A 25,012-nucleotide genomic window follows, 5' to 3' on the forward strand; every position below is an offset into this window, starting at 1 on the left:
CTGAAAAGGAGAGAAAACAGTGCTAACATTAAAAAAGTTTATGAGAAAAAGCTTGCCTGTCATTTTAAGTTTTGTTTTAATTTTCAGCGTATGGTCACCGCAAGTAAGCAAGGCGGCTGATCATAATGCCAACGCATCTCTGAACGAGATGATTGCTAGAACAGTGGATTATTACAAAGCTAAAGCTAAAGATGAAGTATTAGATTCCTGGATGGATATCGTAGCTCTTTGGGGTGCAGGTCAAAATTTGAATGATGGGGTCTGGAAGCTTCCCAGCTGGAAAACTACAGAACCAACTGGTGCATCTAAGCTGGATCCGAATGAATCGGATACTGGTCATATTCGTTATATTTATTCGCTGCTTGCTATGGGTGAAGATCCGGCACATGCATGGGGGAGTGATCGTAATCTCTATGCGGAGCTGGCTGCGCAGCAAAACACTAGTACGGGCGCCTTTGGCACACCTAATAAACATATGTGGGCCATGCATGCCCTTGAAACAGGCGAAAAGCTAGGAAGCGATGTTGGCGATTGGAATGCAAATGCTAAGCAGAAAGCGATCGATTTCTTGCTTGATCAACAGCTTGCTGATGGCGGCTTTGCATTTTTTGGCTCCACCTCAGATCCAGACATGACAGGTATGGGGCTGCTTGCACTCGGGAATTATCAGAATGACAGCGCCGTTCAGCAATCCATTGCAAGAATAAAGTCATTCTTGAAGACGAAACAGTTAAACAATGAACGTGTTATGTACGGAGATAATTCAAACAGCATGTCGGCAGTTGTTTCGGGTTTAATGGCGGTTGGCGAAGACCTTCTCTCCAATGAATGGATGGTTGATGGGAAAAGCGTACTTGATTCCTATTCTGCGTTTCAACTGCAGAACGGTTCTTTTAAATGGATGGAATCGGGTACTGATGCTAATCCAATGGCTACCAATCAAGCGCTCATTGCATTAAATGACATCAAATACCAGAAAAGTATATGGTACCGTTTCGCTGAAACGAAACAGCCTATTACAGTAAACCTTGAGGTTGATGGCATCTCAGATGTCATTTATGCTGATCAAGCAACAACCGTACCACAAATCAAGAAACCAGCGACTGCGCTTGATGCGCTGAAAAATGCCCTTGATCAAGCAGTGCCTCCAGTAGAATACAACATCGTGGACAGCAGCTTTGGAGCCTATGTAAAAGGCATTGCAGGTGAAGAAGCCGGAACGTTCAGCGGCTGGGACGGCTGGATGTATGAGGTTAATGGCGTTGCTCCCAATGTTGGAGCGAGTGCTTACCAGCTTCAACCAAACGATAAGGTCAGATTCTATTACAGCCGTTATCCCGCCATCTCCACATCGGCAACGATAGAAGCTGGACAAACTGATCCTCAAGTCGATATTACTCTCGTTGGTGATGAATTTTCAGAACAAGCGAATGAGGCAGGAAACTGGTCATTTGTAGCAGAGGACTCAGGGTTAACGGTACAGTCGATTGAAAAAGTCGATGCTCAGCAAGCAACAATTCATCTCTCTGGGCAAGCATCTGGAAAATCGTTCAAGATTCAAGCTTTGAAAATGGCATTGGAAGGAAAGCAAGACAGCAATATCGTATCGATTCGAGTACCGATAGCAGCTAAGCTGCAAGTTGATGGTATTTCTGGTTCAATATTCAATCAACAGATGGTTACGATCAAAAATACAGAAGAACCAGCAACAGCATTGGATTTGTTAAAGCAAGCACTTGATCAAGCTGCTCCAAAAATCAACTATAAAATCGTGGACAGCAGTTTCGGTGCTTATGTTTCTTCAATAAATGGGGAAGCAGCAGGCACGTTTGGCGGTTGGGACGGCTGGATGTATGAAGTCAATGGCGTGGCTCCAAGCGTCGGTGCATCAGCATATGAGCTGAAAAACGATGATGTTGTGCGCTTTTACTACAGCAGATGGCCAGCCATTTCGACGGCTGCTCAAATCGTAAACGGGGCAACAAACCCATCCGTTGAAGTGACACTAGTAGGGGATGAATTTACAGCAGCAGCTGATGATATCGCCAATTGGGACATTAACATTGGCAGTACGGAGCTGCAAGTAAGCTCACTTGTTAAAGACGGCAACAAAGTTACCATTGCTTTGGGCGGTACGGCTAAAGGTGGAGCTGTTACCATAAAAGCATTGGGTGCTGCGTTAGTAGGAGGGAATGACAGTGAATCAATATCTGTTATTGTTCCCCGCGTCATTAGCAGCAATGATGATCAAACCATTGCGATAAATGAGAATGAAAACGCAGTGCTTGTTACGGATTCAGGTACAGGAATGTTGACAAACAATGTGAAACTAACATTCGAATCAGCTGCTTTGCCGAAAATCATAGCCGAACGAGGGAATACACGGCTTGAAATTCCAGCACATACAGCTGTCACATCGATATGGAATAAAGAGCTATTGCTTCCAAAAGCGTTGAACATGGAAGACAGCGGTTTAAATGCGAAATTAAATACGGTGCTGGCTTCAAGCAACAAGAAAATCGATTCCGTAGATGCTCGCCTGCAAATAGGCGGTAATGGAGATATCCAATTCAGCCAGCACGTGACTTTGACGATCAAGGGACAAGGCAGCAAAGAGGCGGGTTTCGTTGACCATGCGGGAGTATTTACGCCAATAAAAAAATATGCCGATTCAACGGTGCAAACCGATGATGTTTACGCATATAGCCAAAATGGCGATCTAATCATTCAAACAAAACATTTTACTGAGTTCCTTGCCTATACAACCTCAGCTCTATCGACTGGTGGCGGAGGCGGTCTCCCGATTGCGCAAAGCATAACGCTGTCGGTAGAGAAACGTTCAATAAATGAAGCCGATTTCGTTACGCCGTATGCATTCACAATTGCAGAAGGCGACACAGCGTTTGCGGCTCTCCAGAAAGCATTAGACCAAAAAGGCCTGTCTTTGAATTATTCGGGTACTGGTGCGACGATTTATGTGCAAGCAATCGGAGGCCTTGCGCAATTCGATAAAGGCGCCGGTAGCGGATGGATGTACTCCGTAAACGGAGTGTTTCCGAAAGTCAGCGCAGGCGTATACACATTAAAGAATGGTGACGTGTTGCGTTGGCAATACACAACAAATTTAGGTGAGGACCTTGGAGCACCTAATGCCTCAGAGGAGAATGGCGGACAACAGCCTGGACAGACACCAACGGAATATTCTGATCAAACGGAAATTTCTGCATGGGCATTAGAAGCTGTAACGAAAGCGACTGAGCTCGGTTTCATGAATGGTACAAGCACAGTTAATCCGAAATTCGAGCCTAAACGGCAGTTGACTCGAGCTGAATTCGCAGCTCTTGTTGTGAAATATTCGGGTGCTGAACAGGTACAGGCGGATTCCGGCTTCAAGGATGTTACGAAACAGAATTGGTATTATGGCTATGTAGCGGCGGCGAAAGAAAAGGGCTTGATGTCAGGTGTGACCGGTACGACATTTTCTCCTAATGCTCCGATTACTAGACAAGAGATGGCTGCCGTTCTTGTTCGACTTAAAGACTTGGTTGACGATCATGCACCGCAAGCAGCGATTAAAGATAAAGATGCTGTATCAGCTTGGGCAATTCCATTTGTTAACGTAGCCTATCAAAAAGGATTAATGACTGGCGACCAAGGCATGTTCAATCCTCAAGCGCTAGTTACAAGAGAAATGGCAGCAGTAACGATCATTAGACTGCATGAATTGAAATAAAGGAAAGCTGTCTCCAGCTATTTTAGCTGAGGGGCAGCTTTTTTTCTGCGATTAAAAAGAACGCTTTATTACCTGGGAAATTAGAACTATTTTCAGCCCAACGAACGATTGCGTCAAAAATGTTCTTTATTAAGAATATCGATAATGGTATATTTAATAGATTGGAATAGTGATCCATTTTCCGGGAATGAACTTTTTTAACTGAAACGAGGTGGTTAGATTTGTACATAGTCAAAATATTGCTGACCTTGCTGCTTAGCATTCCGCTGTCGCTGCTGCCTGCCGGAACGAACACGGCAAACGCAGAGAAGGCCGCGCCCGAGTCGCAAGCCTATTATTTAATTGAGCTTTCCAAGTTTGGCATTCACAATGACGGCACTCATCCGGTAGAAACGACGAAAGGGATTAATAAAGCGCTGCAATGGGCAGCCCAGAACGGAAAAACCACAACGTCCCTACCGCCAGGAACTTATTTGATCGATAAAGCCAGTCAAATCAATATGGTCAGTCATATGGTCTTTGAGCTTCCAATGGATGCGGTGCTGCAGAAGGAAACGAACGCCAAAGAGAGCTATACGCTTATGTATTTGGGTTATGGCATTGATCATGTGACGCTGAGAGGCGGCACGTATGCCGGAGATAAAGAGACGCATGACTACTCCAAAAAAGAACACAGCTATACGCCCGGCACGCATGAAGGCGGGTATGGCATTCTAACCGAAGGTGCTGAAAACGTTACGATAGACGGCGTCAAAGCGATTAATTTCACGGGAGACGGACTCATAATTGGCGGGAAAAATACGCTTGCCCAAGACCTGTACGAAGGACATTTCATATTCGGAGATATTGACGATAAAGGGAAAAACGTCTCTAATTCGAAGAAAATTCGCACGAAAAAGCCGCTGACCTTCGCAAACGCTATTTTCAAAACGGAAACCACGTTTGAGCTCACCAATGCTATAAAGCTGCCCCAAAATTTCGATATTATTTTTTATAAATCGAATGGTACATTTATTAAGAAACTAAAAAAGGTCAAAATTAGAGATTTGATTCAAATTCCCGCAGGAGCGACGCAATTCCACCTCGTTTTCGAGCAAGCAAGCAAGAAAAACGCTTATATGGAGTTTTGGAATCGGTCTGTGAGCAAGGATGTCGTAGTGAAAAATTCAGAGTTCGCTTATAACCGCAGACAAGGCATTACTGTTGGAGGAGCGGACCGCGTGCTCATAGAGAACAATAAGCTTCACCATATTAAAGGCACGATGCCCCAGTCAGGCATTGACCTAGAAGGGGGCTTTGGAGAGAATGGAAACCGCAACAGCAACGTGACGATTCGAAATAATCATTTCTATGATAATGCCTCCTACGATCTCATTCTATATGATGGCAAAGATGCGATAGTAGAAGGGAACCATTTTGCTTCCAAAGGAGTCATTGGTCTCGCTATATCCGAGCCGTTCACGGGGGCGACGATTAAAGACAACCATTTTGATGGATCACGTATTATTGTTGCGCATGACGCAGTGTTTATCGGCAACAAAATGAACGATTCCTCTACGATGTTTAACGGACCGAATATTACCATCGACGGTATGACGTTTACCGATTCGTTGTTTAGCATCAGCGCCAGCAAAGCGTTTGGGGTAAGCGTGTCAAACGTGACGATTAATAATAATGGGAAAAGCGATTCGGGGCTCTCCATATGGGGCAAGCCCATTCGTCTAAAAAACGTAACGATAAACGGAAAAGGCAAGCTGCGCGTCGTTACTGGTGGAGCAACCGAGGGATCAGTATTCGATAACCTGAAGGTAATCGGTTTCAATACGGACTATGGATTATCGCTGCCGCCAGCTACCTATAACCAATGCGTATTTGAAGGCGCAGCCAGCAGCGGGAAGTTTGGCTCGATTAATCTCACCCTAGCAGGCAAATATGTATTCGACGGCTGCAGCTTTCAATCCCCGGAAACACTGAATACGATGCTGCTTGGAGATCATCCGAAGTTAGATGTGACGGTCAAAAATTCGAAATTCGAGCTGCTAGGCAACGCGCAGGCTATCAGCATTCAGTCTGCCAAAAATGTACTGCTGGAAAACAATACGATTGTTGCGGAGAAGCTGACCTCGAATAAGCTGGAAATAATCCGTATCAACGATTATTGGAAGCGCTCGGAGAAGCATGATATTCTCAAAGCAGCCATAAGAGGGAATACGATAAAAACGAACGTGGCCGCCATTGGCATTTCCACATTATATGCGGGAACAGGCGCCCCAGCTTACCTGATCGAGAACAACACGCTATACACGGCCAGGCTGCTGCAGAAAAAAAATGATACGCTGAAAAATAATAGTTTGAAGCCGTAAAACGGCTCCCATGAAAGCCTCGACGATTTATCGCCGGGGCTTTTTTGTGCTTTTTGATAGAGAGAAAAAGAGCGGATGGAAAAATAGTCTATTTTTTAAACAATTTGCCCTAGTTTTTAAATGGTTTGTTTCATAGATTTCCATATAATTGGTAGGGTATCGCTTACATCGCAAGGGAGGAGGCAATAGCGGGCTTGAAAAGAACCAACCGAATTTGAAACGTGAACGCACAATCAGATTTCCAGGGAGGTACATTTCGAAATGCAAAACACAGGTAAAAGGAATGGGAAGCGTCTCTTCTCCAAGCTTCTCAGCTGTATGCTGGTTATGTCACTGCTAATGCCGCTTCACCTTGCATCCGTTCAAGCCGCGGATACGGCGCTTATATCCGATGATTTCGGCAGCTACACGAATGAGGACTTCGTGATAGGCGTAGGCAATAATTGGACAAAGGAAGGAACGGCTCCCACCGTACAGTTCCAAACGGATACGGTGACGGGCTCCACATATGCGGCTATTCATCATACAACTACCGGTTCATCTTATTTCGGACAGCGATTTGCCGCCCAGGACGGCGGGACTGTCATTGAATTCGATGTGAGAATGCCATCGAACAATGGCGGAACCTTATGGGTGATGGAAGGCAAGGTCAATGCGACCAACACGGCAGCGCTTCGCTATCAGCTGGATGCTGGTATCATTAAGCGCCATAACGCCGCTGCCCAGAATCAAATTCAATATGATTCGAGCCATTGGTACCGGTTCAAAATGGTGTTTAATGCGCCGCAAAAAAAATATTCGGTGTCCATTACCGATTTGACGACGAATTCGACGGTCGTTTGGCCGGACGCGTTCTACAGCGCGCGCGAGCGAATCAGCAGCTTCGGATTTTTTGTGAATGCAGGCGGGGCATTTCACTTAGCCAATATGAAGGTCACGGCACTTGATTTGGCTCTGAATAGCCTGAACATTCAAGCTGGCGATGACGCTCCGAGCCTTCAACCGCCATTTGACCCGAAGGTGAGCAGCTATACGCTTGAAGTTCCTTATAACGTGTCGGAGGTAATGGTAAATCCAGCAGCAAGCAACCCGAGCGGCGTTTCGCTTCAGGTGGATGCTGCAAGTCTGGAAAGCGGGGCTTCACAGGCAGTTGCTTTAACCGGCAGCTCCACGAGCTTCAATGTTAGCGTAGCCTCCAATGCGTATAGCGATATTGCCAAAACGTACAAGGTAACGGTCAACAAGCTGGATAAGTCACCGAACGTGATCTTTCCCGCTGCGGAGGGCAGGGATGCCGAGGTGCTGCTCGGGTGGGAGGAGCCTGCGGATCCAGCCTACCTTGAAACACGCATCTATCGCAAGAGCGTTGACCAATCTCTCGTATTGGTAGACACCGTGGAAAAAGGACGCTATATCTCGGCGATTGGCGGCTTAATCAATGACACGCCATACACCTTTGTCATTAAAGGCGCTTTTGCCTATGAGGGCGAAGAAATAACCGAGTCCAGCGGGGAGACGGTTACTGCAGTGCCAATCAAGCATGCTGCGCGGCAAATGGAAAGCTTGAATCGCGGCTTAGTGGCTGTTCAGCAGGCTGGCCATGTGTATGTGGGCTGGAGGCTGCTCGGCACGGATCCAACTTCGATCAGCTTCAACCTTTACCGTGACGGCAGCAAAGTGAATGCGAGTCCGATTACGGGTAGCACGAACTTCGAAGATGCGGGCGGAAGCTCAGCATCTACGTATTTCGTGCGCGCAGTCGTAGACGGCACTGAGCAGCGCCAATCGGAATCCGTTGACGTATGGGATACGAACTCACTGGATGTGCCGATCCAGAAGCCTGCGGATGGCGTAACGCCTAAAGGGGAGGCGTATTCATACCGAGCGAATGATGCGTCCATCGCGGATTTGGACGGAGACGGCGAATATGAAATCGTATTGAAATGGGATCCAACCAATGCCAAAGACAATTCCCAAAGCGGCTACACAGGGAACTTTTACGTGGACGCCTACGAATTGGACGGCACGCAGCTATGGCGTATTGATCTGGGCAAAAACATCCGTGCAGGCGCCCATTACCTCGACGTGATGGTGTATGATCTGGATGGCGACGGCAAGGCGGAGGTAACCTTCCGAACCGCTGATGGAACGATTGACGGAGAAGGCCATGTAATTGGCGATGCCAATGCGGATTTCCGGAATGATGGCGGATATATACTGACAGGACCTGAATATCATACCGTCTTCGAAGGCGCCACGGGCAAAGCGCTGGCTACGGAAGCCTACGAGCCTGAACGAGGCAATGTCGCGGAATGGGGAGATGCCTATGGCAACCGCGTTGACCGGTTCCTGGCCGCCATTGCGTATTTGGACGGAGAGCGCCCGAGCGTTATTATGCAGCGCGGCTATTATACCCGAATGGTGCTGGTAGCTTATAACTACAGGGACGGCAAGCTGACCAAGCTGTGGACGTTCGATTCGAAAACGCCAGGCAATGAAAGCTATGCAGGTCAAGGCAATCATCAGCTTAGTGTCGCCGATGTGGACGCAGACGGCAAAGACGAGATCATTACGGGAGCAACGGCCATCGACCATGATGGGAAAGGGCTGTGGAATTCCCGGCTCGGTCATGGCGACGCCATGCATCTAGGCGATTTGGATCCGAATCGATTAGGTCTTGAGCTCTTTGCCGTGCAAGAGGATACTTCAGTCAAATACTCGGCTGACGTCAAGGATGCTAGAACGGGCAGAGTGCTGTGGGGACAGCTGCAAACAGGAATAGATACGGGCAGGGGACTGTCGGCGGATGTTGATCCGCGTTATGCAGGCGCGGAAGCATGGGCTATCGACGGTGCATGGAACAGTTCAACCGGCGGCTTGTTCACCGCGCAAGGGGAGAAAATAAGCAATCAAATTCCGAGCTCCAACTTCGCGATTTGGTGGGATGGCGATCTTAGCCGTGAGCTGCTGGATCATGAATGGCAGGGCGATACGCTGCGGGTAGGCATACCGAAGATCGACAAGTGGGATTACGAGAATAATGCCCTTGTAACGCTCGAGAAGTTCAACGGAACCTATTCGAATAATGATACAAAGGGCAACCCGGTGCTTCAAGCCGACCTGCTTGGCGACTGGCGGGAAGAGGTCATTGTGCGCACGGAGAATAGCTCCGCGCTGCGGATCTATACGACGACACATGTGACCGGGCACCGCATCCCTACCTTGATGCATGATCCTGTTTATCGTACGGGTATCGCTTGGCAGAATACAGGGTATAACCAACCGCCGCATACGAGCTTTTTCTTAGGCACGGAGATGGAAGCGCCATCTCAGCCGAATATTCGAACGAATACAATCAAGGCTGAGGAGCTGGGCATCTCCGCTCCATCCAGCGAATGGACAGTCGGGCAGCAAGTTCAGCTGTCACCCGTATTTACGCCTGCTGCTGCAACGGATCAGTCGGTAACCTGGTCCGTATACAACGAAGACGGCTCGGCAACGACACTCGCAACGATCTCGGAGAGCGGGCTTCTGATTGCGGCTGCACAGGGCAAGGTAAAGGTCAGTGTGCAGGCTAAGGATGGCTCTGGCGTTGCTGGAGAATGGACATACACGATCAAAAATGCGGTAACGGAATCGCCAAGCGGCGGTTCAACCGGGCAGCCGACGACAAATGCAGGGAACGGTCATGTGAAGCTGCCGGTATCCGCGGATAACAACGGGAAAGCCTCCGCTGACTTCAAAGCGTCTGATATCGCAAAGGCTGTGGACACGGCTTCAGGAAAGTCGCTCCTGCTGGAGGTTGTGCCTAACCAAGCAACCACGACAGTTACAGCCAGTATACCAGTACAGTCGTTAAAGGACAGCATCGCCAAGGCGATTGATCAGTTCGAGGTGCGGCTGGGCCTTGCCCAAATAACGATCAACAAGAAGCTGTTCGAATCACTCGTGACGAACGAATCGGCAAAGCTCGAGCTGTCGGTTCGCATCATCGAAGCAGCTGCACGACCCGAGGAAGCCAATAGTACGGCTGCCTCGCAGCCTGTGTATGATCTGAATCTACTTGTGGACGGCAAGAAGATCGAGGATTTCGGCGGCAACGTAAAAGTGGAGCTTGACTATGCGCTGGCATCCGGCGAGAATCCGAATTTCATCGTGGTGTATCATATTGATGAGCAAGGCAAGCTTCATCTCGTTAAAAACGGAGCGTACGACAAGGCTTCCGGCAAGGTTGTATTTGCTCCGAGCCATTTCAGCCAATACACGGTTTCAAGCGCGAAAGCAGGCTTTTCGGATATCGCTCATGTAAGCTGGGCGAAGGACAGCATTGAATCGCTTGCTGCTAGAGGTATTATTAATGGAGTAGGGAACGAAATCTTTAAGCCCGGACAACATGTGACGAGAGCGGAATTTGTGAAAATGCTCATGCATGCATTCGATCTTGCAGACGCCAATGAAACAAGCACGCTCAGCGATTTGCAGCAGGGAAGCTGGTATTACAGCTCGATTGCTGCCGCGCAGCAGCTTGGGATCGTGCAGGGCAAAGCGGATGGCAGCTTTGGCGTGAATGATAAAATATCAAGGCAGGATATGGCGGTCATGGCCTATCGCGCTTCACAGCAGTTGCAGCTAAAACTTGGCAGCACGGCGCCGAGTGCAGCATTCCTGGATGAAGCAGCCATCGACGGATACGCTTTGGATGCGGCTAAGGCTATGCAGGCAGCGGGTATCATTCAAGGAGTCGGCGAGCGCCTATTCGCTCCTAAGGATACAGCGACTCGAGCGCAGGCTGCAGTCATCATTCATAAGCTGATTCAGCTTTCGATTTCGTAGAAATAACGGACACTCACGGTTCTACTGCTCCTCCTCGGCTTCCTGGAGGAGAGCGTCATGACTCTGTCATGAGAGTGGAATAAAGGTTCAAGCATCCAGCTTCTTCAATGCGAAGAAGCTGGATGCTTTTTGCTGATTCAGGGGTCGATTCGACGCGGGGGTGGGGTCATCGCTATAATAGAAAGTGGAGACATTTGGATATGCCGCTTGCCTCCGTGCTTTTGACAACAAAAGGAATAGGATGAATGTTCATGCTACAACGTCTAGGGCGAAGTATTCGGGATTTCCGAGACACGTACAAAAAACATTTGGTATTCGAATATTTGTTCATGCTGCTTACCAGCTTTGTCATTATCCCGATTATCTCATTTATATTTAACCGGATTATCCGGGTGGTCGGATCGGGCTCGGTGCTGAACGGCGAGTTTTACAAAATCGGCCTCAGCTATGCAGGCGTCGGCGGATTAATTGCCATTTGTTTCGTGGCGATGCTCGTGCTGTTTATTGAATTCGGCGTCATAATCACGATCGCCCAGCAGCATTATTTTGGGAAAAAGGTGCTCATCTCAGACGCGCTTCTCACGACGCTTCGGCAAACCCCCAAGCTGTTTGGTTTCGGTATTATCCAGCTCGTATTTTTCTTGCTGATTATTTTCCCGTTCATCGATTCACCGCTTTCATCTTCCCTTTACGCCCAATTTAACGTACCGATCTTCTTCAATAGCCGTATTATGAGCTCATCGATGATGATGCTCGCGTTGTATGGCGCATTGTTATTGGCGGGGCTGTACACTGTGCTGCGATGGATTTTTGTTCTTCACTTCATTATGATCGAGAATAAATCGATTCGCGCAGCAATCAGAAGCAGCCTAGTGCTGACGAAGGGCAAAAGGCTGTCGATTTTCATCAATTTGTTTCTGCTCAATGCGCTTGTGTTTTCACTCGGCTTTATGACCATCTCATCCATCGCGTATTTGCCTTCTTGGCTCGACAACAATGTGTTGAAGTTCATCACGAATCAATATTCATTAACGCTCTCGACCGTTCTTACCTATATGTTTACGCTACTGCTCGTGCCCATTAATATGATTTTCCTGACCAGGCTGTATTACCAGTTCAACCGACAGCCTGGCGTAAAGCCGTTCGATCAGCTTCGCTTGTATAAGAGCCGATGGTTCGGACCGCTAGAGAAGCGCTTGTTCGCCTACTTGGAGAGAAGAAGCCGCACGCGTGTCTTATACCTTACCATAACGGCTGTCTATCTGGCTTTGGCCCTTGCAGTCAGCTATGCAGCGAATGATAATCTGGTTTATGTCAAATGGAGCGTGCTCTTATCGGCGCACCGCGGCGATTCCATGGCTGCGCCGGAGAACTCGCTTCGGGCAGTCAGAAGCTCGGTGGAACAGGGCGTCGATGCTGTTGAGATCGATGTCCAGCTAACGAAGGACGGTGTTGTCGTCCTTCACCACGACTATAATATGCGGCGTATGGCTGGCGTGTCGAAGCAGGTGAGCGAGCTAAGCTATGATGAGGTCGCAAGTCTAAGCATCGGACCGGGCAGCGAAGAAGGCGATGAAATAGACCGGATTCCTATGCTGGCTGAAGTGTTGGCGGAGGTGCAGGGAAAAGCGAAGCTGATCGTGGATTTGAAGCCATACGGCGCTGGCGAGGAGCTGGCTAAGGCGGTCGTAACGCTGATCGAACAATTCGATATGATCGAGGATTGTTATATCCAATCCTTCGATCGGCAGACGCTCCAGCAGATAAGGTCACTGAATCCGGATATCAAGATTGGACAAATTCTTTATTTTGCAGTGGGTGATCTTTCCCTGCTTGATGTGGATTTCTATACGATTGAGCAGGTAATGCTGACCGAGGCGTTTGTTGAGCGCGCGCATAAAAAAGGCCGAGAGGTATGGGTGTGGACGGTGAACAGCGAGCGCAATTTAAGGGAAGTGCTTAAATTCGAGATTGACGGCATTATTACAGATTATCCAGCACGCGCCCATAATTTGGTAGAGGTTAAAATGTAATGGCGAGATTAGGGAAGGGAGCGGGGCAGATGACTCAAATTGAAACATACAAAGCGTTCCTTATGTCGCTCCCACCGGGCAGCTTGACTAAGGAGCAGCTGTTTGTGGAGGAGCTGCTCCTTGACGAGCAGCCGAATATGTCGATTTATTACGTGCCGTATGAATATGTGAATGCTGAAGCGAAGGTCATGATCATCGGCATTACGCCGGGCTTCACCCAGATGGAGATCGCTATACGAAGCGCGCGCGACGATCTGCTTAGCGGAGTGCCGCTTACGCTCATTGATCAGCGTGCCAAGAAGCTTGGGAGCTTTGCGGGCTCGATGAGAAGCAACCTAATCGAAATGCTTGATGCGATCGCCCTCTCGGATCGCCTGGGAATACCAAGCTGCCGCGCGTTGTTCGAGGAACGGAGAGATTTGCTGCATACGACCTCTGCCATTCGCTATCCGGTGTTCCAGCAGGGAAAAAACTATACCGGGCATAGCCCGCCAATTCTGAAATCGGAGCTGCTCTACCGCTACGCCGAGAGCATCCTTCTGCCTGAGCTTCAGGAAGTGAAGGATGCACTGATCATACCGCTCGGCAAAGCCGTATCGGAGGTTGTACAAGCTTTTGTCTCAAAGGGCTGGTTGAACGGAGAACGCTGCTTGTTTGATATGCCGCATCCTTCCGGTGCCAACGGACACCGCAAAAAGCAGTTCGAGCAGCACAAGGCAACGATGCAGCAGAAGGTTAGCGACTGGTTTGGCAGCTAGAGGATCATATTTGAAAGCGGGGAATCATGGAGGATGCACAGCAAAAGGGTTCGTTTTATAACTGTTTTTGCGCTATTAACATGTCTGTTATGGTTATTCGGATTAGGCTGGACGTTAAAGGATTATATGCTTGGCACGCCTAGCTCGGCGCCCTTGTCTTCCGCTGAGGAGGATCAGGTTGACGAGACTGGCGCGCTGAAAATCGTCGCGTTGGGCGATTCCTTAACGAGAGGCACGGGCGATATTGAAGGCAAAGGGTATGTCGGCTATGTGAGCGACCGGCTTAAAGAAGCGGGCAAGGAAATATCTCTGATCAATTTGGGCATCAAAGGATTAACCGCGCCGCTGCTCGCCGAGCAAATGAAGGAGAAGGAAATCGGGCGCCAGCTTGGACAAGCGGATATTATCCTTATGACCATTGGGGGCAATGACCTTTTTCTTGGGGGACAGACGCTGTCTGATGTTTCTGAAGCAAGCATAACTAGCTTGGAGGATGCTTATCTTCTGCAGCTGCAGACTATTCTCGATGGCGTGCGTGCTGTGAATACGGAGGCAACCGTATATTTGCTTGGCTTGTACAATCCATTCGTCGAATTTGAGAATGGCGAGCTGTTGTCCGGCGTCGTTCGAGGCTGGAATTTCAAAGCGTCTGAATTGCTCGCCAAGGATGCGAAAACCGTTTACGTTCCTACATACGATCTATTCCAGCAGAATGTAAACGACTTTTTGTTTACGGATCATTTCCACCCGAACGAGAAGGGATACGCGCTAATGGCGGAACGGGTAGCCGCATTAATTGCCGGAGCCGGAGAAGGAGGACAACGATGAGCGACATTACATTATCGGTGCAGGGGCTGCGGAAGGTCATTGGCAAACGGACGATCATCAAGGATTTGAGCTTCGAGCTGAAACGGGGAGAAGTATTCGGTTTTCTAGGGCCGAATGGCGCGGGGAAAACGACGACGATTCGGATGCTGGTCGGGTTGATCAAGCCTACCTCAGGTACGATACATATATGCGGGCTGGATATTGCGAAGCATTTTACGAAGGCGATGAGGCATTTGGGCTGCATTGTCGAGAACCCGGAGCTGTATCCATTCTTAACGGGCATGGACAATCTGCGCCACTTCGCGGTGATGATTAGCGGAATCACGCAGGCTAGGATTGATGAGGTCGTGCGCTTGGTCGGCATGCAGGATCGCATGAATGACAAGGTAAGCACGTATTCGCTAGGCATGCGGCAGCGGCTTGGCATTGCCCAGGCGCTGCTGGGCAAGCCGGATGTGCTCATTCTCGATGAGCCGACGAACGGACTCGATCCCTCCGGCATTCGGGAGATGCGCGCCTTTATTCGCTTTTTGGCGGAAGAGGAAGGGTTAACGGTGCTCGTATCCAGCCATTTGCTTCATGAAATTCAGCTGATGTGCGACCGGGTTGCGATTATTTCAAAGGGTGAAATTATTCGCGTCGATTCGGTTCAACAGCTATTGTCGAGCGAAGAGCGTCTCGTCTGGCGGTTAGAGCCGATTGAGCAAGGAAAGGCAATATTGCGGGAACTTGCATCGATTGTCAATGAGACAGAGGATACGGTTACGACACCGTATATTGAGCATGAGGTTGGAGAATGGAATCGAAGGCTGGTTGAAGGCGGAGTAAGCGTGCTGGAGATGAACCGCAAGCTGCCGGCGCTTGAGGATCTGTTCCTTGAGCTGACAGGAGGCGAATCGATTGATTAATCTGGTTCAGAATGAAATGACCAAGCTGGTTGGGAAACGCCGCTTCGTGGTTATTGCCGTCATCATTGTCGTATTGCTCTCCATGTTCACATACGCGCAGGCGAAGGAAGCCGAATCCATTCGGGAGCGGCTTGGCACGGTGGACTGGCGCACGGAGCTGCAGCAGCAAATCGTCGATATGCAGAATCGGCTCAGCAGCTCGGGCCAGTGGCGCGAGCAAATCCAGATTCAAATCAAGCAATCCCAGTATTATTTGGACAATGACGTGAATCCCTCGGAGCCGGGCGCTCCAACCTTTATTAGAGGGTTCGTGCAAAACTCCGCGGAGCTGTTCCTGCCGCTGCTCGTCATGATTATCGCGGTAGACATCGTGTCATCCGAGCGAAGTATGGGCACGATTAAGCTTCTTCTAACCCGTCCGGTGAGCCGATTCAAAATTCTGTTGAGCAAATATATCGCGCTTATTTTATCGGTCTCGGTCGTTATTTTTTTATTCGGCTCCCTCTCGTACATCGTTTCGGCCGTCATGTTCGGCAACCAAGGCTGGGCGGCTCCCGTACTGACGGGCTTCTCCTCGCAAGGCGGGGAGCTGGATATCTCAGGCGTGCGCCTTGTATCCCAGTGGCAATATATTATCCAGCAGTTCGGGCTCGCTTGGTTTATTTCGGTTGTTGTCGGCACGCTGTCGTTCATGCTGTCCATTCTGATGCGGAGCAGTGCGGCAGGCATGGGTACGATGCTGGCTTGCTTAATATCAGGAGCTATTCTGAGCAATATGGTGTCCTCGTGGGAGTCGGCCAAATATTTGTTTATGGTCAATCTCGGCTTGATGGATTATGTCAGCGGCTCGGCGCCTCCTATTGAGGGCATGACGCTTGGCTTTTCGCTGTCCGTGTTGGCAGTATGGATGCTGGGCTCGCTGCTCGTTTCCTTTACCGTTTTCATGCGAAAGGATATTTATTAACCGTATTTGCTGATGTTGTCCTGTCCTAAATTGGCGGCTCTCTTCATATGCATGTAATAGAAGAGGAGCGTGATCGACATGGACAAGACGGTACGCAGATATTATCAGCAAAAACAAAAGCAAAAAGAAATAGAGCAGGAGCTCTCTGACCTGCGCAATCAAATTTTAGCGTATTTGACTGAGCAGGAGGCAGGGGAGCTGGAGATCGGCAGCCACAAAGTTAAAATCGTGGTGCAGGAGCGCAAGGAATTCGATGAGAATAAACTGTATGAGGCGCTTCCTGATCCCGAGCTCTGGCGGATGCTGTCGAAGCCCGATACGTCCAAAATCGCGAGCCTGCTCAAGCTGAATGTCATTTCTGAGGAACGGATAAAGGATACGTACGCGACGAAGACCGTGCGATTGCTTCAGGTGGATAAGAAGTAAGGGCATGAGCTGCGTATAAGCGCAGTTGGAGTGTATGAATAAGGAATTAATAACGAATAAAAGTGAATTAAAAACGAATAAATACGGATAAATACGAGTAAATACGAATAAATACGAATATTAAAAAAATAAAAGCAGGGTGCTTTTGCCGTTAGATGGCGAAGGCGCCCTTTTTTCAATGAGAGTACATCCCGGAAACCTGATGACGGCAAGCGAACCAGCGAATTCTTTCAAAGAACTTATTAAATAGGTGGGGATTTATGGAATTAACGATTCGTATTTTATGCTGCTTATACGCGTTTTTGTTTGGAGACATAAGCAAAGAGTGAACGAAAATGACCTGCAAACAGTGGGATGTACGTTTCCTTTTTACGTAATGCAAAGCAGTGTATCGTTCTAGACTGAAGGTCAATAGTAAGTAAACATAAATGTTTTATGGGGATACTAATACATAACGATTAATAAATTTAATTAATCCCTGCCATAAAAAAAACTTTATACCAAAATGGGTTAAAGGTGGTAAGATGAATGGGAAAGGGGCGGTCATAGTGAAAATTTTCCTTGCAGCAATTAGTCGATTGGCTCAACTTTTCTTTGCATTTTTCAAAATCGCTCCCGCTAGTTTTGGTGGAGGTTATGCGATGATGCCTCTAATAGAAAGGGAGATCGTTGTAAAGCGCCAATGGTTTACAGAGGTGGAAATGGCAGATATGCTCTCTATGGCAGGGATAGCCCCGGGAGGGGTAGCCGTGAATGCGGCTGCGCTCATCGGCTATCGGAAAGCGGGCATCACAGGTGCCGTTGCTGCGATTGCAGGTCTTACACTACCCACATTTCTTATTGTGATTTCAATTAGCTATGCGTATTTTTATTTGCGTAATGAGCCTAAGGTGGAAGCTGCGCTTAGAGGCATTCATGCTGCTGTCATTGCTATGATTCTAATGGCAGCCTATCGTATGGCCAAGATATCGGTATTTGACATTTCCACAGCATGCGTGATGGCCGCAGCGCTATTCGCCATGCTTTTGCTGCACAAGAATCCGCTATTTGTAATTCTTTTCGGACTAGTCATTGGTTTGGTCATCGTAAGAGGCAAGGAGTTGGTCGGCCTCAGCGTAAACACTGAGAAAGCAGGGAGTAGTGCGAAGACCATGCTGGAACCTGAATATTATATTTGAAAGGGGATTAGATGATGCTTTGGGAATTGTTCTTTACCTTCTTGAAGGTCGGTTCCGTTTCATTTGGAGGTGGGTATGCCGTTATTCCGATGATACAATATGAAATCGAATCCCATGGCTGGATGACGAGCAGTGAATTGCAGGAAATGATTTCGCTTGCCGGCATGACTCCTGGTCCGATTGCAACGAATAGCGCGACTCTAGTCGGGTATAAAACGGCAGGCTTAGCTGGGGCGTTGGTGACGACGTTAGGCATGATTCTACCCTCGCTCATCGCAGTGATTTTACTTGCTTCGATGTTTTTTCGATTTAATAATAGCAAGTGGTTTCGTTCGGTTTTTTATGGCTTTCGGCCGATTATAACGGGGCTCATCATTTATGCGGCCCTCAATTTTGGATTTCTGAGCGGGGACGAGACCGGCTTCACGTGGATGACATTCGTTACGCTTTTGATATGCTTCGGCTGTTTGTATGCCATGTTCAAGTATAAGCTTTATCCGATTGTTGTCCTTCTTGCAGCAGGTGCAGCAGGGATTATTCTATATTAAAAGAATGAGGCTGAATCAAGTTTGAATTCGTTTCTGTGAGGAGAGTTAGGTATAAATGGATCATTTGAAAACTTGTTGCGCTGCAAATAGGCAGCTTGTAGACGTGGAACGCATAGAAACCGTGGAATTGCTGACCCCAAAAGGATTATCAGCTGCCGTTGCTGGATCGGGTCTGAATTTGGACATGGTCGTCATCCCTGCTGGCAGCTTTGATATGGGAACGACTGCAAACGAAGGGTTTCCAAGTGACGGGGAAGGTCCGGTTCGAAGCGTCGAGCTTGACTCGTTCCGAATGTCAACGTGCGCGGTGACGAATGCTCAATTTCAAGCTTTCGTGAAGGCAACCGGCTACCGTACGGAAGCGGAGCAATTCGGATGATCGTTTGTGTTTCACCTGCTTGTATCCGTTGAAACGTTGAATAATATCAAGAACGTACCGCAGCATGTCCCATGGTGGCTAGTCGTAGCGGGAGCAAGTTGGAATCACCCGGAGGGACCTGATTCAAGCATTGAGAATCGGCTGGATCACCCTGTAGTCCATGTCTCATGGAATGACGCAGCGGCTTTCTGTGAATGGTCGGGTACAAGATTGCCGACGGAAGCGGAATGGGAGTATGCGGCACGCGGCGGTTTAAAGGGCAAAACCTATCCTTGGGGAGATCTGCTAAAGCCAGGCGGCAAGCATATGTGCAACATCTGGCAGGGGAAGTTTCCGGTTAAAAACAATGCAAGCGACGGTTTTGTCGGAACGGCTCCTGTACGGTCATTCGAACCAAACGGTTATGGCTTGTATAATGTATCAGGAAATGTATGGGAATGGTGCGCGGATTGGTTCAGTCCCGATTATCACAGGCAAACTTCAAACATTAAGCCCCGCTGCTTGCATGAGACTGGCAACCGGTCGATGAGAGGCGGTTCATACTTGTGCCATCGCTCCTATTGCAACCGTTATCGGGTAGCGGCACGAAGCTCAAACACGCCAGACAGCTCGACTGGGAATTGCGGTTTTCGAGTAGTGATGGATATCTAAAGATAGCTGGATGATTAACAAGCGATAAGAGTGGCGCCACCTTGAACTGTGACCCGAAAGATAGACACTTTAAAAAAAGTGCCCATCTTTCGGGTTTTTGTGTTTAAATTAAATTTACTAAATCGAACGAGGGATACTAACATCATGACTAAACGTAGCTGTTTCACACCATCACAAATGAGATTACTTGAGTCTAATCCCAATGTCGTTCACGTATCGGAGAAATCCATTTCATATACACCTGAGTTTAAACTTCACGCAGTCCAATCTTACGAGAGTGGCAGCGCACCTATGCAAATTTTCCTTGATGCTGGATTTGACGTTGTTGTCATCGGTACAAATAACCCTCACAAATGACTAAACCGTTGGAGGAGCTCGTAAAGAAGCTACGGAGAGGAGGGATTGTTAATGGATCGCAGAGGCAGAGCTAGTACAGGCCGGCACACTTCTAAGGAGCTGACCCCAGAAGAGAAGCTTAAACGTACTGAAGCTAAGATGAAGCGCGATCGCTAACACCTTCTGAGACCTTTGAGCTCATCGAAGCTACTATTCGAAATTACAATATAAAAGGCCTAACCGGGTATTTATGCAACCTTGCAGGGGTAAGCCGAAGTGGATACTCTCGGTGGGTAAAGGCGGAACCGTCAAGGCAAGATCGTGAGTACGCGGACGAGCAGGATTACGAACTCATTAAGGAACACTTCGTGGCTCTTAACGCTAAAGCGGGTGCCCTCACGATTAAAATGCATCTGGAACGGGAAGATGATGTTGTCATGTATCATAAGAAAATTCGAAGACTTATGCGCAAATATAACTTAGTTGCCAAAGTACGACAAGCAAATCCATATCGTAAACTGGCTAAAGCTACACAAGAGCATAGAACGTGCCCGAACCACTTAGATCGTAATTTTGATCAAGGAGAACCTGGTAAAGTGCTACTAACCGATATCACCTATATACGATACGGAAAAGGCCAATAGGCTTACCTTTCCTGTGTGAAGGATGGAGCGACGAAGCAAATACCTGCACATGTTGTATCCACATCCTTGGAACTCAGTATTGCAGAGAAGACGTTAGAGCAGCTGCTAAGTAGCTTAGATTACAACGTTCATCCGGATGCAATCTTTCATTCAGATCAAGGCATGCATTATACTCATCCACTATTTCAACAGAAAGTAAAGCTTGCAGGTTTTAAACAATCCATGTCACGAAAAGGAAAATGCTGGGACAACGCGCCCATGGAGTCATTCTTTGGTCATATGAAAGATGAGATGGATTATGAAGACTGCCAAACCATAGAGGAGCTTCGTCAAAGAGTTAACGAATACATCCTAAAGTACAACACATCTCGCTATCAATAAGGGTTAAAAAAGATGACTCCTGACGAATACAGGAGCCATCTACTTTCGGCGTAACACTTTTTATTAAATGTCCATAATCGGGGTTACAGTTCACATGATGGGATCGGCTTTTTCTTCGCGTGTGTGGAGGATTGCGGCTAGCCGCTCCTTCCTGCTTGGTTTTATTTCGGATGACGTAACGGAATTGAATGTTGAAGGTGTGATTTTGAGCTGCTCGAGACGTTCCGGTTCCATGCCGACGCCGTCATCCGTAACGATAATCTCCATGTGGCTGTCTTCCTGGAGCTCCGCTTGATCGATGGCTTTTCCACCGCTGGCATGCGGCTCCAGGCCGTGAGTCATCGCATTCTCGATGAGAGGTTGATCACGGCGACCTGCTGATTGTGATGTTGTCGAAGGATTCCGTAGAGAAGACATGGCAGAAGATTGTTGACGGCTATAGGTCCAAGGAACTCGATAAAATGATCGAAGAAGTGAACGCGAAGGCGAAAGAGCAAGGCATCGAATAAAAGGTTGAGATATACGCAAAAAATCGAGTAACAGAAAGAGACAGCCGTCATTCCCTTTTGGGCTTGCTGGTCGTCTTTTCTTTGCATGCAGGCCTAGTCTGCAGATGAGGAGTTAAATGAAATGGATGTTAATGTATATGTAGAGATACAAAGCTAAAGGGGACGAAGCATGATGTGAATTCTGCCTCGATTCAAGCGTACATGCACGTATAGGCTGTTACCCACATACACTAAAGAACAGACTTCAATTTGCTTAGAAGAGCTTATTAACTAAGTAAATACAACGTGGGGGTGTACGGTTCAATGCCTGGATTATTCTCAGCGATAGCGCTATTCATTAAGCAGCTTTCATTGCTCGTCTCTTATGTCAAAAACAACGCGTTTCCCCAGCCTCTTCAAGAGGAGGAAGAAACCAAGCATTTGCAATTAATGGCAGAAGGTAATCAGCGTTCCCGTAACTTGCTTATTGAGCATAATCTCCGCTTAGTCGCTCACATAGTCAAAAAATTCGATAATACCGGTGAGGATCTCGAGGACTTGATCTCGATCGGGACGATTGGATTGATCAAGGCGATCGAGAGCTTTCAGACTGGTAAAGGCACAAAGCTTGCGACGTTCGCGGCTCGCTGTATTGAGAACGAAATACTTATGCATCTACGGTCTTTAAAAAAGACACGCAAGGACGTATCGCTTCACGATCCGATTGGTACGGATAAGGAAGGTAATGAGATTACGTTGATTGATATCCTCGGTACAGAGGCTGATGATATCGTGGATAAGGTGCAGCTCAAGATTGAGAAGAGTAAGATATATAAGAATTTGGATATACTCGATGATCGTGAAAAAGAAGTTGTGATTGGGCGCTTCGGGCTTGAGCATGGGGGGGATGAGCGGACGCAGCGGGAGATTGCGAAGGAACTGGGGATTAGTCGAAGCTACGTGTCGCGGATTGAGAAAAGGGCACTGATGAAGCTTTATCATGAGTTTTATAAGGCGAAGCGTTGAGACTGATTTAAGCTCATGCAGAACATCCGATTTTATTGACTGTTTATAATAGGGAAATCAGATGTTGTTTCAATAAATGAAACCAAATGGCAGAGATGTCGTTTGGTTTTTTACTGTTTACATACTCAACACATGTGGAGTGCGGAAACATGAACATTATTTTATAGGAACAAACCCTTATTTAATAAGGAATTAACCTACATCAACGTATTAAATCTTAACCTATTCCTATCGCTGGCAGCGATGAGACCGTAGTGAATTAATTACATCAGCTTGTGTACACATAGTCAAAAAATTCGATAATACCGGGGAAGATTTAGAGGATCTAATCTCCATCGGCACGATTGGATTGATCAAAGCGATCGAGAGCTTTCAAACCGGGAAAGGCACGAAGTGCGACGTTCGCGGCTCGCTGTATTGAGAACGAAATACTTATGCATCTCCGCTCATTGAAGAAGACACGCAAGGACGTATCGCTGCATGACCCGATCGGCACGGATAAGGAAGGCAATGAGATTACGTTGATCGATATACTCGGCACGGAGGCCGATGATATCGTGGATAAGTTGCAGCTGAAGATTGAGAAGAGCAAGATTTATAAGAATTTGAACATAATGGATGGCCGCGAGAAAGACGTCGTCATTGGACGATTTGGGTTGTTGCACGGCGGGGATGAACAGATGCAGCGGGAGATTGCAAAGGAATTGGGGATTAGTCGGAGTTATGTGAGTTGGAACTAACTCTAGACGACGGTCCGAATATCTGAAAGTCTCTACCGATTCATAATCAACGAATAATCAAACGTAAGGATTAAATAAGGCGTTTAATAGCTAATATCAATTATTATATTGGCGAAGAAAACAAGAACACCATGAAATATGTATGCATTTTTCCTGAATACAGCCGCTTTCTTCGACAAGAAGGGAGAGGCTTTTTTGTTTTTTCGACTAAGTCCGCAATACTCTATTATTTGCTATCTATAATTCTGGAGGCGCTACCTTAAAATATTCCATGCTTTCAGGCTGATAAAGTTAAGATTTTCGTTATTATCGCGTTTAGGAAGCTCTTATACTGAGAGAGCATCCAAAATGAAAGCGGATTCTTGAAGTAGTTTGGGGAGGTGATCGCAGCAGCGTCGTTCGACCATGTTACGTTTGCGTAGGGCAGCGAGAGTTTTGCCGACAGCTTGGGGGGATTGGGGCACGAAACCGGACCGTGCCAATAACTAGGGATGAGGGAGGCAATGATGATGAACAAATTAAGGAGGAAAATCGCGGTATTTTTAAGCGTGGCGTTATTGGGAGGAAGTCTGTTCGCGCAGAATGTGCCGGAGCGGGTATTTGCCGCCAATCCGGCGAACGCATCGTACACGCCGACGGAAATTGTCGTGGACGGCAGCCTGGATACCGCCTGGAACGGAAAGGTCACGGAGTCAATAGCCAAGGTATCGCTAGGTACGGTTGCGGGGAGCTCCGATCTGTCCGGAAGCTTCGGCGTGATGTGGGACAGCTCGTACGTATATGTAATGGCCGATATTACGGATGATGTCGTTCAGAATGATTCCTCTACCATCTCGGACGACGACGGCATCGATCTTTATTTTGACATGAACCATAACCATTCCGCGACATACGGCGCAGACGATTTTATGTATCAGTTCGGTTACGGGGAGACGGCTATCGTCGAACATAAGCATAACGCGACAGCCGGCATCACGGTGGCATCGGCGCTTAGAACTGGAGGGTACCGGATCGAGGTGAAAATTCCATGGTCGACGCTCGGGAAGACGCCGTCCTCCAGTATGACCTTCGGCTTCGATCTCATGATCAACGACGACGACACTGGCGGCACGCGCGATTCCCAAATGGCCTGGAGCGACGGTACGGCGAACGCCTACCAGAGTCCAAGCCTGTTCGGAGATGCTTCGTTGACGGGGGCGCCAGGAGCGGTATCCATTCCGTCCACATCAACGCCTATTACCGTTGACGGCAGTCTGGATGCCGCCTGGAGCGGGAAAGTGATACAGCCGATTACGAAGGTTTCGCTTGGCTCGATTGCTGGGAGCTCCGACTTGTCTGGAAGCTTCGGCGTGATGTGGGACAGCTCGTACGTATACGTAATGGCTGATATTACGGACGATGTCGTCCAAAATGATTCCTCCACCATCTCAGACGACGATGGAATCGATCTGTATTTCGACATGAATCATAATCATTCCACGACATATGGCGCAGACGATTTTATGTATCAGTTCGGCTACGGGGAGACATCCTTCGTAGAGCATAAGCATAACGCGACAACCGGTATTACGGTGGCTTCGGCGCTTCGAACGGGAGGGTACCGAATCGAGGTGAAAATTCCTTGGTCGACGCTCGGGAAGACGCCAACCTCCAATATGACCTTTGGATTCGACCTCATGATTAACGACGACGATACCGGCGGCACTCGTGATTCCCAAATAGCTTGGAACGACGGCACGGCGAACGCTTACCAGAACCCTAGCTTGTTCGGAGATGCTTTGTTGACCGGTTCACC

The 25,012-nt window shown here is 48.0% G+C and carries 17 protein-coding genes and 2 pseudogenes; 18 read left to right on the forward strand and 1 reads right to left on the reverse strand.

What is annotated here, in order from left to right:
- Window positions 1-19: 19 nt before the first annotated feature.
- The 14 genes and pseudogenes from FHS16_RS01920 to FHS16_RS32365 all read left to right on the forward strand — a co-directional run bounded on the left by FHS16_RS01920 (window position 20) and on the right by FHS16_RS32365 (window position 20,963).
- Entirely contained in the window at window positions 20-3,733 is a 3,714-nt protein-coding gene (locus FHS16_RS01920) for a DUF4430 domain-containing protein (RefSeq protein WP_183558103.1), read from the forward strand.
- A 221-nt stretch (window positions 3,734-3,954) separates the two neighbouring features.
- On the forward strand, window positions 3,955-6,096 hold the full coding sequence (locus FHS16_RS01925) for a right-handed parallel beta-helix repeat-containing protein (protein WP_183558105.1): 2,142 nt from the start codon (window positions 3,955-3,957) through the stop codon (window positions 6,094-6,096).
- 261 nt (window positions 6,097-6,357) lie between these two features.
- Entirely contained in the window at window positions 6,358-10,929 is a 4,572-nt protein-coding gene (locus FHS16_RS32180) for a rhamnogalacturonan lyase family protein (protein ID WP_183558107.1), read from the forward strand.
- Between the two features lie 251 nt (window positions 10,930-11,180).
- A complete protein-coding gene (locus FHS16_RS01935; protein ID WP_183558109.1) occupies window positions 11,181-12,962 on the forward strand; it encodes a glycerophosphodiester phosphodiesterase in 1,782 nt (593 codons plus the stop codon).
- A 29-nt stretch (window positions 12,963-12,991) separates the two neighbouring features.
- Window positions 12,992-13,720, forward strand: coding sequence for a uracil-DNA glycosylase family protein (locus tag FHS16_RS01940; protein WP_183558111.1), 729 nt, complete (start codon window positions 12,992-12,994; stop codon window positions 13,718-13,720).
- Between the two features lie 33 nt (window positions 13,721-13,753).
- Complete coding sequence (locus tag FHS16_RS01945) at window positions 13,754-14,548, forward strand: GDSL-type esterase/lipase family protein (protein ID WP_183558113.1); 795 nt, start codon at window positions 13,754-13,756, stop codon at window positions 14,546-14,548.
- Window positions 14,545-15,456, forward strand: coding sequence for an ABC transporter ATP-binding protein (locus FHS16_RS01950; RefSeq protein ID WP_183558115.1), 912 nt, complete (start codon window positions 14,545-14,547; stop codon window positions 15,454-15,456). Before FHS16_RS01945 ends, FHS16_RS01950 begins: the two co-directional genes overlap by 4 nt.
- Window positions 15,449-16,420, forward strand: a complete 972-nt coding sequence (locus tag FHS16_RS01955; protein ID WP_183558118.1) for an ABC transporter permease — start codon at window positions 15,449-15,451, stop codon at window positions 16,418-16,420. The genes FHS16_RS01950 and FHS16_RS01955 overlap by 8 nt, the downstream gene beginning before the upstream one ends.
- A gap of 78 nt (window positions 16,421-16,498) precedes the next feature.
- Window positions 16,499-16,846 (forward strand): hypothetical protein, encoded by a 348-nt coding sequence (locus FHS16_RS01960; RefSeq protein ID WP_221226229.1) that lies wholly within the window; start codon window positions 16,499-16,501, stop codon window positions 16,844-16,846.
- Window positions 16,847-17,370: 524 nt separating this feature from the next.
- Entirely contained in the window at window positions 17,371-18,024 is a 654-nt protein-coding gene (locus FHS16_RS01965) for a chromate transporter (protein ID WP_183558120.1), read from the forward strand.
- 11 nt (window positions 18,025-18,035) lie between these two features.
- Complete coding sequence (locus FHS16_RS01970) at window positions 18,036-18,572, forward strand: chromate transporter (RefSeq protein ID WP_312890746.1); 537 nt, start codon at window positions 18,036-18,038, stop codon at window positions 18,570-18,572.
- A 184-nt stretch (window positions 18,573-18,756) separates the two neighbouring features.
- Window positions 18,757-19,602: pseudogene (locus FHS16_RS01975) on the forward strand (formylglycine-generating enzyme family protein).
- Window positions 19,603-20,306: 704 nt separating this feature from the next.
- Window positions 20,307-20,582: an IS3 family transposase gene (locus FHS16_RS31550; RefSeq protein ID WP_312890748.1), complete on the forward strand. Its 276-nt coding sequence runs from the start codon at window positions 20,307-20,309 to the stop codon at window positions 20,580-20,582.
- Between the two features lie 15 nt (window positions 20,583-20,597).
- A complete protein-coding gene (locus tag FHS16_RS32365) occupies window positions 20,598-20,963 on the forward strand; it encodes an integrase core domain-containing protein (RefSeq protein ID WP_312890749.1) in 366 nt (121 codons plus the stop codon).
- A 90-nt stretch (window positions 20,964-21,053) separates the two neighbouring features.
- Here the strand turns inward: FHS16_RS32365 and FHS16_RS01985 are convergent, their stop codons facing one another.
- Window positions 21,054-21,305, reverse strand: coding sequence for a hypothetical protein (locus tag FHS16_RS01985; protein WP_183558123.1), 252 nt, complete (start codon window positions 21,303-21,305; stop codon window positions 21,054-21,056).
- Window positions 21,306-21,346: 41 nt separating this feature from the next.
- On the opposite strand from FHS16_RS01985, the gene FHS16_RS32185 reads away from it, so the two are divergent.
- From FHS16_RS32185 to FHS16_RS02000, 4 genes and pseudogenes are all read left to right on the forward strand, one after another.
- Window positions 21,347-21,472 carry a hypothetical protein gene (locus tag FHS16_RS32185; protein ID WP_281378966.1) on the forward strand — a complete coding sequence of 42 codons (126 nt, stop codon included), beginning with the start codon at window positions 21,347-21,349 and terminating at the stop codon, window positions 21,470-21,472.
- Between the two features lie 303 nt (window positions 21,473-21,775).
- Complete coding sequence (sigK, locus tag FHS16_RS01990) at window positions 21,776-22,477, forward strand: RNA polymerase sporulation sigma factor SigK (protein ID WP_053374990.1); 702 nt, start codon at window positions 21,776-21,778, stop codon at window positions 22,475-22,477.
- Between the two features lie 262 nt (window positions 22,478-22,739).
- Window positions 22,740-23,217, forward strand: a pseudogene (locus FHS16_RS01995) (sigma-70 family RNA polymerase sigma factor).
- Window positions 23,218-23,726: 509 nt separating this feature from the next.
- Window positions 23,727-25,012: CBM9 family sugar-binding protein (locus FHS16_RS02000; RefSeq protein WP_183558126.1), on the forward strand; the 1,286-nt coding region annotated here is incomplete at its 3' end.

It is taken from the genome of Paenibacillus endophyticus (genome assembly GCF_014192395.1).
Lineage (GTDB): Bacteria > Bacillota > Bacilli > Paenibacillales > Paenibacillaceae > Pristimantibacillus > Pristimantibacillus endophyticus.